The following is a 14,642-nucleotide window of genomic DNA, read 5'->3' on the forward strand; positions in this document are numbered from 1 at the left end:
ACGTGTAAAAATATAACCCTTTGGCAAAATACTTCGCTTTCCTCGGGCACACAGCACGTGACGGTTTTAGTCTAATTTTTAGCCACTTCCCACAGTGGATCTTCGGCTTGTGGGACTGCGATTACTCGTACCATGGGACACATTTGCTTTTCACGCAGAAGTCTACGTGTTTTGCCTACGCTTCGTTCACGTCGTTCAGATTGTTCTTTTTCTAAATTTGTTTTGTCCCAGTCTTTTTTGCTTCAAAAATAAACTATTAACTAGTTTGATGTTCTTGATAATCTGATACTAAAACCGATCGAGGTTTCGATCCTTCATATGGACCGACAATCCCTCTATCTTCCATCGCATCTATTAACCTTGCAGCTCGAGTATATCCAATTCGAAAACGTCTTTGCAACATAGAGACACTAGCACTCTGCATTTCAATAATTAATTGTACAGCATCATCAAACAATTCATCATCTACTTCATTTTTCACTTCTGATTCTTCTTCTGGAATCATTTCTTCTTGATATTGCGCTTTTTGCTGTTCTACACAATAATCGACTATTCTTTCGACTTCTTCATCAGAAAGAAAAGCACCTTGAATACGTGTTGGCTTTGAAGAACCTACTGGTGTGAAAAGCATATCGCCACGTCCCAATAATTTTTCAGCACCTCCAGAGTCTAAAATGGTTCGAGAATCTGTTTGTGAAGAAACACTAAACGCAATCCTGGAGGGAATATTTGCCTTTATAACACCAGTAATAACATCAACCGATGGACGTTGCGTAGCAATAATTAAATGGATTCCTGCTGCTCGTGCCATTTGCGCAAGTCGTGTGATCGCATCTTCTACTTCATTAGAAGCGACCATCATTAAATCGGCGAGTTCATCTACTAAAACAACAATATAAGGAAGTTGTGGCTGTTGTTCTTCTGAAGAAGACGTTTGATTATAACGTTTAATATAATCATTATATCCTTCGATATTTCGGTTTCCAGTATCAGAGAATAGTTCGTATCTTCTTTCCATCTCAGAAACTACTTTCTTCAGTGCTCTAGACGCTTTTTTTGGGTCTGTAACCACCGGTGTTAACAGATGAGGAATGCCATTGTAGATATTTAATTCTACTTTTTTAGGATCAATCATCATCATTTTTACTTCATGTGGCTTCGCTCGCATTAATATACTCGTAATAATTCCATTAATACAAACACTTTTACCACTTCCCGTTGCTCCCGCTACTAGTAAATGGGGCATTTTATTTAATTCTGCAACAACAGCATCACCTGAAATATCTCGTCCTAACACAAATGAAAGAATAGATCCATTGATTGCTTGTTTTGATTCAAGTACTTCACGTAAAGATACGGTAGCAATTTCTGTATTTGGTACTTCAATCCCTACAGCAGATTTTCCTGGGATTGGTGCTTCAATTCGGATATCTTTGGCAGCTAAAGCAAGTGCTAAATCATCGTGTAAATTAACAATCTTTGATACCTTTACACCTGCTTCAGGATAGATTTCATATTTGGTAACAGCCGGACCCACATGTACACGTGTAACTCTTGCTTTCACCCCAAAACTCTGGAAGGTTCGCTCTAATTTCCGAACAGTAGATTGAATTTCTCCTTTTGCTCGTTGGTTCTGTTGACTTTTTGGTTCTTCTAATAGAGTCATAGAAGGCAGCTGATAATCGACATTTTCCATCTCCGTTAATGGTAGAGTTGGTAGTGATTCGGCCTCTTCTGCTTTGTTAGCTGTTTTGTCCGAGTGTTTGTCTTCACTAGACTGATCTACTTTGTTCGCTTGTAACTCTTCTTGTTCATATGCAATATCGGTAAACTCTTGAATAACTGGCTCTATCGGTGTGTCCGAATGATTAAAATCTTCATCCATATCAGTAATTTCATTTTGTTCAATCGTTTCCATTGCATCTTGTTGCTCTTGTTTGCGTTTCTGTTTATCTACTGTTTGTGTTCTCCAATTTTTCAAAATCGTTTTAAGACTTGTCCAACGTTTTTCTAAGAAATCACCTAGTGAGAAATCAGTGATAAACAGGATACCTATCACGATAGAAAAGAAGGCAACGATTTGCGCACCATTTGCTGAGAATAATATGTATGTAAAAGTAAACAATAGACCTCCAATTAGTCCACCACCCAATTCAGAAGCAGGTAATTGACCATTAAAATAACCAACATAATTATTCCAAGTTAATTGTAGAATCGATCCTCCGCTTGTTAGCATTGATTCGATCGCTTTAATATGTGTAATCAGTAGAACACTTAAAAACACAATTAGCAATCCTATCAATCTACGATTAAAAAACACCGGCATTTTCCGTTTAATCATTAGATATAACCCAGTAATAAACAAGACCAATGAAGCAATGCTGTACCAAATCCCTAAAAACAATCGAAACAATAACTCTAACCAATTAGGAATAACCCCTTCACTTATCGCACTTGCGCCACTACCAAGAATGGCGAGAAAAATGAATAGTATACCCATTAGTTCGTATTTCAATTGTTGTTGCAGTTTCTTTTGATTAGGTTTCCTTTTCTTTTTTGCCATTTGTTTCACCTCAATTCAAGCAAAAATAATATTCATGTATGTGTAACCGCATTTATATCTATTATTGATTTAGAAGTGACAAACCCTCGTCATTACGACAAGGGTTCTTTGCATCACGTGTATTCTATTATACCACAAACACTTGTTTCTGTAGTACGTAAAATTTATTTACTTGAATCACTTTCATCATTCAATGTTTGATTAAAAAACACGCATGATATTTCAGATTAAATGTAGTGCACCTAATCCGTTCAGTCAGCCCATATAGGGTGCTTTTTAGGCAAGGTCTTTGGGCCACAAGACGTGATGGTTTTAGTCTAACATTCCTTTCATCAACAAAAGTGGATTTTCGGTTGATACGTTTCCGTCAGGATAAGGAACGCTTGGGCAGCGAATCATCGCACGAAGAAAATAGCTTTTTATTTTCGAGGAGTCACTTTTCCCCAATTGCTTCCTTCACTTATTTACACGGTTTAAACGAAAAATTAATGTAACGTTTATGTTTTATAAGTGTGGATGTAATGATGAAATTAATTCACTTACGTTTAAAAATAATCCATTGTCTATAACATTTTTCCTGGTTGGAAAGATTCATTTAAAAAATGTTGTGGATTAGTTGACAATAATTGTACAACACGATAATTTCCTTCTTCTAGGCAATCAACAAGCAGACTACAATCATCAAAATGAATTACTTTTTGTTTCGTATAGTTTGATTGATTATGTTCAAAAATATCCATCGGTTCTAGTGGCGTATACAGGATCATTGGATCATCCCTTTACTATCTTTATCTAATTCAATCAATTCATTTAATCGCTCCATGGCTTCCTTAACACCACCAACAGAGTCAATCAGACCATAAGCCACCGCATCTTTACCAACAACATTTGTGCCTATATCTCTGGTCAAATTGCCTTTTTCAAACATTAGTGATTTGAATTTTTCTTCACTGATATTGGAGTGACTTGTTACAAATTGGATGACACGTTCTTGCATTTTATCTAGGTATTCAAATGTTTGCGGTACCCCTATCACTAATCCTGTAAGCCGAATTGGATGAATCGTCATGGTTGCAGAAGGTACAATGTAAGACGTATTTGCAGCCACTGCAATAGGAACACCAATTGAGTGTCCTCCTCCTAATACAACAGATACAGTAGGTTTTGACAAGGATGCAATCATTTCAGATAAAGCAAGACCAGCTTCTACATCGCCCCCAACCGTATTCAATAATATAATTAATCCTTCTATCTTTGGATTTTGTTCAATGGCAATTAATTGTGGCAAGAGATGCTCATATTTTGTTGTTTTATTTTGTGGTGGTAATTGAACATGCCCTTCGACTTGTCCAATGATCGATAATACGTGAATATTGGAGTCAGGCGCAGTTGGTACATTGGATTGACCTAATTGTTGGATTTTTTCAACTAAAGACGACTGTTTTGGCTCTTCCTCTTGTGTTTTTTCGTTACTAGACATATTCCCAGCTCCTTTTTAGAATCTTGTTTTAGTATGAACGTTAGTACAACAATTCATACAGCATGTATACTAAAAATAAGCAGAGCAAAAAACACGAACTATCGTAATAAAACATACACTCCGTGCAATAGAAACTTTATTACTTTCTATCTTTAAGAAGCATGTTATCACGTATAGCTCGTGTCTAAATTCTTGCGTTTTTTGGATAGATTTTGTGCTTTATTGGTACTCCATTAATTCTTTTAAGTACTGTTGTTCTATTTCTGATAAAGGTACCAATGGTAGTCGAACCGTTCCTGTGTCAATTCCTTGAAATTTAAGTGCAGCTTTTACTGGCGCCGGTGATGGGGACATAAATAACCCACGCATTATCGGTAGTAATTTACGGTGAATACTTGCCGCTTCGCTAACATTCCCTTGATCAAAAGAATTTAACATTTGTTTCATTTCGTTTCCGATTACATGAGAAGCAACAGAGACAACACCGTTAGCACCAATCGATTTTAATGGCAATGTTAGGCTATCATCACCACTATATACAGTGAAATCTTCATCCGTTTGCTCAATAATTTGGGTAATGGCATCTAGATTCCCACTAGATTCTTTTATCGAAACAATATTATCAATTTTTGATAAAGCAACGATTGTTTCAACAGATAAATGAACCATCGTTCTACCAGGTATATTATACAACATAATCGGCAATCTTGTGGCTGCAGCAATTGTCTGAAAGTGCTGATATAATCCGCCCTGACTTGGCTTATTATAATAAGGTGTTACTAGTAATATAGCATCTACCCCAGCCGTTTCCGCTTTTTTAGTCAATTCAATGGTCTCCATTGTATTATTGGAACCTGTTCCTGCGATAACAGGCACACGACCATTCACTGTTTTAACGGTATGATTAAACAGTTCAACTTTTTCGTCTTTTGACAATGTTGGTGATTCACCAGTTGTACCTGCAATAACAAGACCGTCTGTCTCATGAGATATCAAGTGTTCAATTAAGTGATCAACACGTTGATTGTCCACTCGATTTTGCTGATCAAACGGTGTAACCATTGCGGTAAGTAAACTCCCAAAATTCATGATAGCCATCTGCTCCTCCCATTCTTTTTGATCAATAACTGTTCCCAGCTATTTTGTAACTGTACGATCTAGTGCGAAAGTGTCATGCAAGGCATTAATAGCCGGGACAAGATCATCGTGATGAACAAGAACCCAAATCGTGGTGTGACTATCAGCAGACTGAAGAATTTGTATTTCAGCATTGGTTAACGTTTGTACGATTTTAGCTGTAACACCTGGTACACCTGTCATTCCAGCCCCGACTAGCGATATTTTTGCACAATTATGGATCATTTCAGGCTGATATCCTAGTTCAATTAATAGCGTTTTTGCTCTTGAAGCAAATATTTCTGGAACGGTATAGATAACGCCTGTAGGTGAAATGTTAATAAAGTCCACTGAAATGCCAGATTCCGCCATTGCTTTAAAGACATTCGAATGCAATTGATCTGTATTTTCTGTTGAATCGACTTTTATTTGTGTAATACCGGAGATATGAGCAATTCCTGTTATTAAACGATCAGCAATATCATTCCCCTTTTTAGGTTCTAACGAAGACGTCACTAAGGTGCCAATTTCATTCGAAAGTGTTGAACGAACACGCATCGGTATTTTCGCTTGCATGGCAATTTCTACTGCTCTCGGATGGATAACTTTGGCACCCTGGTAAGCCAGATTGCAAATTTCATTATACGTAACTACTTTTAGTGTTTTCGCCTTTTTAACCACTCTAGGGTCTGCGGTCATAATGCCAGCCACATCAGTGAAAATATCGATATAGTCTGCATCAAGTGCAGCTCCCAATGCAGCAGCGGAAGTATCACTTCCACCTCTTCCAAGTGTAGTTATTTCACCTGTTTCTGTTTTACCTTGAAAACCAGCAACAACAACTACTTGGTGTGTCTGTAATTCTTGAGTTACACGATCTACTTGCATTTCTTTAATTCTTGCTGCAGTAAAATCTTCTGTAGTAATAAATCCTGCTTGCGCTCCAGTTAAGGCAATAGCTGAAACACCATTCTGCTTTAATTCATTGGAAAAAACGACAGAAGAAATTGTTTCGCCACATGCTAGCAAAAGATCTTGTTCACGTTTGGATAGATCGGTGCTAGGAAAATCAACTAATTCTAGTAGAGAATCAGTCGCATATGGATCTGGCATTCTTCCCATTGCTGATATTACAACTACCACTTTATATCCTTCTTCAATTGATTGTTTAATGTGGTTAATTGCATTTGTGCGAACCTCTTTGTCTCTAACAGATGTTCCACCAAATTTTTGAACTAATACATTCATCTTGCCACCTCAATATTATAACCAATTATTTTTTATTAACGATTCAGCAATTTGCACTGAATTCCAAGCTGCACCTTTTAATAAATTATCAGATACAACCCATAAATGAAAACCATTTGGTTGATCGAGGTCTTTTCGCACTCTTCCCACAAAAACATCTGGCTTTCCAGCTGCATGAAGTGGTGTTGGATAAACTTGATTAGTCGGGTCGTCTTCTAAAACCATGCCTGGAGCTTCTGATATTGCTTTTTGGATATCAGATGCAGTTACTCCTTGTTCATAAACCTCGATATAAACACTTTCTGCGTGTGAAGTAAAGAATGGTAACCTGACACATGTTGCAGCTACAGGTAAGACATTATCATGTAAGATTTTCTTTGTTTCGTTTATCATTTTCATTTCTTCAAATGTATAGCCATTGTCTTGAAATACATCAATTTGTGGCAGTGCATTAAAAGCAATTGGATAATGTTTTTTTTCACCTTTTACTGGTAGTAACTCGGGTTGTAATTCTTCTCCATTTAAGAAGGCTTGTGATTGTTCTGCTAACTCTTCCGTTGCTTGATTACCTGCACCCGAAACAGCTTGATAGGTAGACACAATCACTCGATTTAAACCGTATAACGTCTTTATTGGTTTTAATGCTGCAACCATTTGGATAGTTGAGCAATTTGGATTAGCAATAATTCCCTTATGGGCTTCAATATCTACTTCATTCACTTCAGGTACGACAAGTGGAACATCTTCATGCATTCGAAAAGCACTTGTGTTATCCACTACTACTGCTCCGCGTTTCACAGCTTCAGGCGCAAGTTCCTTTGATACAGAACCCCCTGCTGAGAACAACGCAATTTCCACACCTTCAAAACTATCAGGTGTAGCCTCTTCGACAGTATAAGTTTCATTATTAAACTTTATGTTGGTTCCTGCTGAACGTTTTGATGATAAAAGTGTTAATTTACCGATTGGGAACTTCTTTTTCTCTAGCGTTTCTAGCATTTTTTGACCTACTGCTCCTGTCGCTCCCACAACAGCAACATGATAACCTTTAATTTCAGACATAAAAAATACCCCTCTCCAATCATACAATAAAAACTTAATACGTAATTGATGTTATTTTAACATAGATTAGGGGTGGAAAGATAATAGGATAGCACATATTCTATTTTTAATTACAATTTACTAGTACTGGTTGCAATTGTTTGTAGGACAAAGCTTCCTTAATCGTGTCTGGAAGTAGTGTCATATCTGCAACGAGGGAATTTGGTTTTTTTATGGGATCATCTTGACCGAATGGGACAAAATAGAAGTTCTTTGTAGCCATTAAACGCATTAAGTTAACACCATTTAACCCAAGTGCGTCATTTGTAGATACAGCAAGGACAGCAGGATTTCCATTTCGAATGGTTGCTTTCGTTGCCATTAGCACAGGGGAATCTGAAATTGCGTTCGCCAGTCTACTCATCGAATTACCAGTTAATGGTGCAATTACCATACAATCGAGCGGTTCTACAGGGCCTAAAGGTTCTGCCTCAACAATGGTACGGATTGGCTCTCTACCTGTTATTTGTTTAATTTCATTCACAATATCCACTGCTTTACCGAATCGTGTATCTGTTGTCTGCACTGTTTCAGACACTACTGGCACAATTTCTGCCCCTGCAGTTACTAATCGTTCAATTTGCGGCATGACTGCCGCGTAAGTACAATGTGAGCCTGTTATACCAAAACCAATTTTTTTACCTTTTAACACAAAAATTCTCCCTTTCTTTACTTTTTGTCTGTGATAATAAGTTGGTTTATGATATTTCCTAGTATTTCTCCTGCTGTCTTTGGTGCTACTATACCAGGAAGCCCTAAAGCATGGATCACTTTTATTCCTCGTTTTTTGGCATATAGAAAGTCAATGCCACCTGGTTTTGAAGCCAAATCAATTACTAGCGCATTTAATTTTAGCTCCTTAAGCGCTGGTTCAGTTACTACTTTAGCCGGAATTGTATTGATAAGAATATCACACTGCCCAGTATATGCAATAATGTCATCCATGTGAAAAGACTGTATTCCTAGTTCAGTTATACGTGCAATATCTGCAGGATTTCTCGCACCTACTGCAACTTTTGCACCCAAAGCATGAAATCTGCTAGCTACACTCATTCCAACACGCCCAAATCCTAATACACAAATGTTCGCTTGATGTATCGTAAAATTCGTATGTTGAATTGCCAGCATAATCGTTCCTTCTGCGGTAGGAATTGAGTTATATATTGCCACATCATCTCTATTCATCAGTGGAATTAAATGCATAGCTGTTTTCTGTATCATTTTTTCTAAATAAGGAGTTGTAATACCGGTAAATATGGTTGTATGGTTTGGTAATCTTTTGAACCAGTCTTCAGAAAATTGAATGTGATCATTAGAAAATACGGTATCAATCATCCCATTTTCATTTATACCAGGAATAGGTAAAACAACAACATCTAATTTTTCGACTTCCAAACCAGAGAAGTTGGTCTTTTTTACTCCAGCAAATCCTTGATCTAATTGATCAAAGCCCACTAACTCCATACTTAAGTTATCATTTTCATTTAGTTTTTTTATCATATCCAAGTATCTAGCATCTCCACCAATGATTGCCATTCGAATGGTTTGATCCATGCTATCACCTCTTCTTTCTTAAAATAAGGTCCTGTTATCTTCTCTTATTATATGTAAATCATAGGATGAAGTGAGTGAGATCTGCCTAAAGCGAGACACAAGGCGAAATAAACTTTCACTTATCGTTTACTTTCTTTAAGGTATAAAAAAAAACTGTATAAAAGGATAAATATCGCTTTTATACAGCTTTGTACATTATTCATTTCGAAAGTGGCGTTTGGCGTATCATAATCATATCTTCGCCAATCTTCTCGATATCGGACCATTGAATCCGATGCGTTACATTTTCCTTTTTTAAACCAAACCAACTATAATTCGGAATAATAAAAGCGATTATTTCTCCTGTTGCTTCGTCTAACTCAATATCTGTCTGACCAAGAATGCCAAGTCTTGTACCAGTCTGAATATCAACAATTTCCTTGTTGCTTAAATCACGATATCGCATTAGTAACATCTCCCCTAACTATCCTTACATTATGAATAAATAGAGAAAACTATTCCTTTTATGGACGAATTAACGCACTAGAATACGGTTCGTCAAAAACTTGTTTAATAATCTTAGCTGTTGATTCTATGGTTACATTATCAATAGCAGTAACCAATTCATCTAGACTTCGTTGCCTTCCTAAAATTAATTCATTTTTCCCATTTCGACTCATTCGACTATCTGTGCTTTCTAATCCGAGGAGCAAGTTTGCTTTCATTTGTTCTTTGCTGTTGGTTAATTCTTTTTGGGTTAAACCATCACTCATTAATGTTGCTATGGTATCTTGGATTGTTGTTTGTAAGGTCTCCAAGTATTCCTTTCCTGTTCCCGCATAAATGGTTAACAAACCATCATCCAAGAATGAACTATGATAAGAAAATACCGAGTAGGCTAACCCTCTTTGTTCACGTATTTCTTGAAAAAGACGTGAACTCATACTCCCACCTAGTATATTGTTTACGGTAATCAAACTATAAATATCTGGGTCATCAACCGCTAACCCTTGATAACCTAAACAAAAATGTGCTTGTTCCGTTTGTTTTTGTCTCGTTAACGCAATTGGTTCAAATGCCGGCGTTTGCAGTACTTTTTTATTATTGGTACTACCAAATTGGTCAAACGTTTGTTCTAATTGTTTCATAAAATCAGCTTCTACATTTCCCGCAACTGAAATCACAACATTATTTGGTGTATAATGACGATCTTTATAATCGAATAAATCTTGTCGAGTAAAAGAACGTAACGTTTGTTCTGTTCCTAAGATAGGATAACTTAATGCGTGCTGACCAAAAGAAGCTTCTGCTAGCAAGTCATGTACAATGTCATCTGGCGTATCTTCTACCATTCTGATTTCTTCTAAGATAACATTTTTTTCTTTTTCCATTTCTTCTTGATCAAATGTAGAGTGAAAGAACATTTCTGCCAATAACGCCATTGCTTCGGTTTTATGCGTATCTAATACTTTTACGTAATAACACGTATATTCTTTAGAGGTAAATGCATTGATTTGAGCGCCAATTGCGTCAAATGTTTCCGCAATCTCTTTTGCATTATGTGTTTTTGTTCCTTTAAAAAACATGTGTTCTAGAAAATGAGATATCCCATTATTTGCTTCTGTTTCATCCCTTGAACCTGCATGAACCCATATCCCAATAGTTACAGATCGTACAGTTGGGATTGATTCTATAACTAATCGTAATCCGTTATCGCTTGTATGTTTTTGTAACATCATGTTGCTCCTTCCTAAAGCGCAAGCTGATTATGTAAGAAAAGAAACTGGAAAACCAGTTTCTTTTACTTTAGTTATTTTCTTGATTTGCTTGTTCTTGTAGAACCGCTTTGCGAGATAAATTAACACGACCTTGACGATCAATTTCTTTCACTTTAACCATGATTTGATCGCCAATAGACACAACATCTTCTACTTTGTTGATTCGTTCAGTCGCCATCTCTGAAATGTGAACAAGACCTTCTTTACCTTTAAAGATTTCGACAAAGGCACCAAATTTCTCAATTCGTTTCACTGTTCCAAGATACATTTGTCCTATTTCAACCTCACGTACGAGATCTTCAATAATTTTTTTGGCTTTTTGATTCATTTCAGCATCGGTAGAGGAAATAAAGACATTTCCATCCTGCTCAATATCAATTTTCACGCCAGTTTCTTCAATAATTTTGTTAATCTGTTTTCCACTTGGCCCAATGACATCTCTAATTTTATCTGGATTAATGCTCATTGTCATAATTTTTGGAGCATAGGAAGATAATTCTTGTTTTGGCTCTTTAATTGTTTCAAGCATATGTCTAAGGATGTGCATACGACCTTTTTTAGCTTGTGTTAATGCTTCTTCTAAAATTTCACGGGATAGACCTTCAATTTTAATATCCATTTGAAGTGCTGTTACACCTTTATCCGTACCAGCAACTTTAAAGTCCATATCTCCTAAAAAGTCTTCCATTCCTTGAATATCACTTAAAATCGTATAATCTTCTCCAGATTTCACTAGTCCCATTGCAATACCTGCTACAGGTGCTTTAATCGGAACACCTGCGTCCATCATTGCTAGTGTGCTGGCACAGATACTTGCTTGAGAAGTTGATCCATTTGATTCCAACACTTCGGATACAAGTCGAATCGTATAAGGGAAGTCTGATTCAGATGGGATGACTTTTTCTAAAGCACGTTCACCAAGCGCTCCGTGACCAATTTCACGACGACCTGGTCCTCTAATTGGACCTGTCTCTCCCACACTGAAAGATGGGAAGTTATAATGATGCATGAAACGTTTCGATTCTTCTAGATCTAATCCATCAAGAATTTGCACATCACCAAGTGCTCCTAATGTACATACACTTAACGCTTGCGTTTGCCCCCGTGTAAATAGACCTGATCCATGTGTCCGTGGTAATACGCCGATACGAGAAGATAGTGGTCGAATTTCATCTATTTTTCTTCCATCTGGACGAATCTTCTCTTTCGTAATCAAACGACGGACTTCTGCTTTTACCATTTTATCTAAAACCGCTTTTACTTGCCCAATGGTTTCTTCATCTGCTTCGTTGTCCTCATAAGAAGCTACAATTTCTTCTTTTACTTGTGAAATAGCTTCCTCTCGTGCATGCTTTTCTTGTACTTGAATCGCAGTGATTAATTTATCATGTGCTTGCTCTTCTACTGCTGTACGAATATCTTCAGCAAGAGAAAAAAGTTTAACTTCCATTTTTTCTTTCCCTACAGCAGCAATAATTTCTTCTTGAAATGCAACGAGACGTTTGATTTCTTCATGTCCAAACATAATTGCTTCAAGCATGATATCTTCTGGAACTTCATCTGCTCCAGCTTCAACCATGTTAATAGCATCCTTCGTTCCTGCTACAGAAAGATCAATGTCGCTTTTTTCACGTTGTTCTGTTGTTGGATTAATCACAAATTCACCATCAACGCGTCCGACAACTACCCCTGCAATAGGTCCCTCAAATGGAATATCTGAAATTCCTAATGCGATGGAAGAGCCAATCATAGCTGCAATTTCTGAAGGTGCATCTTGATCTACACTTAGTACCATACTGATTACTTGTACATCGTTACGGTAACCATCTGGAAATAGTGGGCGAATGGGTCTGTCAATTAGACGTGATGTTAATACAGCTTTTTCACTTGGTCTACCTTCCCGTTTAACGAAACCACCTGGAATTTTACCGACTGCATACAACCTTTCCTCATAATTAACCGTTAGTGGAAAGAATGGCAAATCTTTTGGTTCTTTTGATCCAGTAGCTGTAGCTAATACAGATGTATCACCATATTGGATCATACAAGCACCGTTTGCTTGTTTTGCTAGCTCCCCAACCTCTACGGAGAATGGTTTACCAGAGATCTCTGTTGAAAATACTTGCTTCTCTGTCATATTTGTCTATCCCTCTCTTTACTTAGCATTTCATAACTTATAGCTAATAATAAAAGGGCTTGTACTATCACAGTCTGTTAAACGTTATCCTTTTGCATCTATACGTAATTACCTTGCTCCATCCTGATCAAACAGTTGAAAGTTAGCTTTTCAACTGTTTGATCAGAATCGAGCGAAAGGATGATGTAATGATAGAGCCTTCTTCTATGTACTATAAGCTATGAGCAATCATTAATATATGAACAAATGAATGTTTCACTCATATATTTTACCAAAAATTTAATTCTAAACATACAGAAAAAGCGGGATTAATCCCGCTTTTTTTGTAAATTATCTACGTAATCCAAGTTTTCTAATGACTTCACGGTAACGTGTGATATCTTTATTACGTAAGTAAGTTAAAAGATTACGACGTTTACCAACCATCTTTAACAAACCACGACGTGAATGGTGATCTTTTTTGTGTTCACGAAGATGCTCATTCAATTTCGTGATTTCTTCTGTTAGGACAGCGATTTGAACCTCTGGAGATCCAGTATCGTTATCATGTGTTTTGAATTCATTGATGATTTCATTTTTACGTTCTTGCGTAATTGCCATCCTGTTCACCTCCTATTTTCATTGTAAACCCCAATCCCCTAGCAATCGGCGGAGATTCGCATTGCCAAGTGGACGGTTTCCGTTAATTAGATTACAACTTTTTGAGCAAAAATGCAAGTATTATAGCTAAATTGTTGAAAAGAAATGTCGAACAGCTGCTTCATCTTGCGCTAATTGCTTGACCAAATCTTCTACTTCGGCAAACTTTTGTTCATCACGAATAAAAACGTGCCATTCTATCTTCAGCTGCTTGCCATAAATGGATTGATTAAAATCAAATAAATGCACTTCTAAAATTGGTTGATTGTGTTGCGCTAATTCATGAAATGTCGGCTTATAGCCTACGTTAGCCATACCATAAAAATATTGCCCTTGGACGTGTACTTTCACACCGTAAACGCCTACTTTTGGAAGTGCATAAGTCGCTTCTGGTTCAATATTAGCAGTTGGATAACCGAGTGATGTCCCACGTTGTTCCCCAGCAATCACAACACCTGAAGTGACAAAAGGTCGCTCCATTAGTTCTGAAATTTTTTGTACATTTCCTTCCTGCAATAATTGGCGGATACGCGTTGAGCTAACCTTTTCACCTTCATCTTCTAGTTTTTCTATAACAGTAAGATTAAAATTACCTTTTGCATGCTCCGGCAACGTATGTACATTTCCTTTGCCTTTATGTCCATATGTAAAATCAAAACCCGTTACTAGATGCTTAATTTGGAGTTTTATCATAAAATGTTGAATGAAATCCTCTGGTAAAACTTGAGATAATTGTTTATCAAACTTAATAATATATAGTATATCGATGCCCATCTCTTCCAGTATAGCTTTCTTTTCTGGTAAGGGTGTTAAATAATGTACGGCCTTTTTATTATTCAATACAACGGACGGGTGTGGCGAAAATGTAATAACTGCGCTCTTTCTATTTTGTTGTTCAGCAAGGGATTGTGCTTTTTTGATTACTTTTTGATGCCCTTTATGAATACCATCAAAAAAACCAATTGCTGCAACTGTTTCTTCTGGATTAAGTAATTCAATATTTTCGTCATATGTTAGCGAGATGACTTGCAACGTTTGCACCTACTT

The 14,642-nt window shown here is 36.9% G+C and carries 13 protein-coding genes; all 13 read right to left on the bottom strand.

From position 1 onward, the window contains the following. Window positions 1-256 precede the first annotated feature (256 nt). The gene (locus DES48_RS02415) at window positions 257-2,563 is read right to left on the bottom strand and encodes an FtsK/SpoIIIE family DNA translocase (RefSeq protein ID WP_113866545.1); all 2,307 of its coding nucleotides are present in this window, start codon (window positions 2,561-2,563) and stop codon (window positions 257-259) included. A gap of 563 nt (window positions 2,564-3,126) precedes the next feature. Beyond that, window positions 3,127-3,330, bottom strand: coding sequence for a YlzJ-like family protein (locus DES48_RS02420; RefSeq protein WP_079709501.1), 204 nt, complete (start codon window positions 3,328-3,330; stop codon window positions 3,127-3,129). Further along, complete coding sequence (locus tag DES48_RS02425) at window positions 3,327-4,043, bottom strand: ClpP family protease (protein ID WP_079709500.1); 717 nt, start codon at window positions 4,041-4,043, stop codon at window positions 3,327-3,329. Before DES48_RS02425 ends, DES48_RS02420 begins: the two co-directional genes overlap by 4 nt. Before the next feature lie 219 nt (window positions 4,044-4,262). Further along, on the bottom strand, window positions 4,263-5,132 hold the full coding sequence (dapA, locus tag DES48_RS02430) for a 4-hydroxy-tetrahydrodipicolinate synthase (RefSeq protein ID WP_113866825.1): 870 nt from the start codon (window positions 5,130-5,132) through the stop codon (window positions 4,263-4,265). A 48-nt stretch (window positions 5,133-5,180) separates the two neighbouring features. Beyond that, complete coding sequence (gene dapG, locus DES48_RS02435; protein ID WP_113866547.1) at window positions 5,181-6,407, bottom strand: aspartate kinase; 1,227 nt, start codon at window positions 6,405-6,407, stop codon at window positions 5,181-5,183. A gap of 15 nt (window positions 6,408-6,422) precedes the next feature. Next, the gene (asd, locus tag DES48_RS02440) at window positions 6,423-7,469 is read right to left on the bottom strand and encodes an aspartate-semialdehyde dehydrogenase (protein WP_113866549.1); all 1,047 of its coding nucleotides are present in this window, start codon (window positions 7,467-7,469) and stop codon (window positions 6,423-6,425) included. Window positions 7,470-7,575: 106 nt separating this feature from the next. Beyond that, window positions 7,576-8,160 carry a dipicolinate synthase subunit B gene (locus DES48_RS02445; protein WP_113866551.1) on the bottom strand — a complete coding sequence of 195 codons (585 nt, stop codon included), beginning with the start codon at window positions 8,158-8,160 and terminating at the stop codon, window positions 7,576-7,578. 17 nt (window positions 8,161-8,177) lie between these two features. Next, on the bottom strand, window positions 8,178-9,062 hold the full coding sequence (gene dpaA / locus DES48_RS02450; protein ID WP_113866553.1) for a dipicolinic acid synthetase subunit A: 885 nt from the start codon (window positions 9,060-9,062) through the stop codon (window positions 8,178-8,180). Between the two features lie 199 nt (window positions 9,063-9,261). After that, window positions 9,262-9,507, bottom strand: a complete 246-nt coding sequence (locus tag DES48_RS02455) for a YlmC/YmxH family sporulation protein (protein ID WP_079709495.1) — start codon at window positions 9,505-9,507, stop codon at window positions 9,262-9,264. A 58-nt stretch (window positions 9,508-9,565) separates the two neighbouring features. Further along, window positions 9,566-10,777: a M16 family metallopeptidase gene (locus tag DES48_RS02460; protein ID WP_113866555.1), complete on the bottom strand. Its 1,212-nt coding sequence runs from the start codon at window positions 10,775-10,777 to the stop codon at window positions 9,566-9,568. Between the two features lie 70 nt (window positions 10,778-10,847). Continuing rightward, a complete protein-coding gene (gene pnp, locus DES48_RS02465; RefSeq protein WP_113866557.1) occupies window positions 10,848-12,956 on the bottom strand; it encodes a polyribonucleotide nucleotidyltransferase in 2,109 nt (702 codons plus the stop codon). Between the two features lie 330 nt (window positions 12,957-13,286). Then, window positions 13,287-13,556, bottom strand: coding sequence for a 30S ribosomal protein S15 (gene rpsO / locus DES48_RS02470; protein ID WP_079709492.1), 270 nt, complete (start codon window positions 13,554-13,556; stop codon window positions 13,287-13,289). Window positions 13,557-13,682: 126 nt separating this feature from the next. Continuing rightward, entirely contained in the window at window positions 13,683-14,627 is a 945-nt protein-coding gene (locus tag DES48_RS02475; protein ID WP_113866559.1) for a bifunctional riboflavin kinase/FAD synthetase, read from the bottom strand. Between the last annotated feature and the right edge of the window lie 15 nt (window positions 14,628-14,642).

Origin of the sequence: Paraliobacillus ryukyuensis (assembly GCF_003315295.1) — a bacterium.
Classification (GTDB): domain Bacteria; phylum Bacillota; class Bacilli; order Bacillales; family Amphibacillaceae; genus Paraliobacillus; species Paraliobacillus ryukyuensis.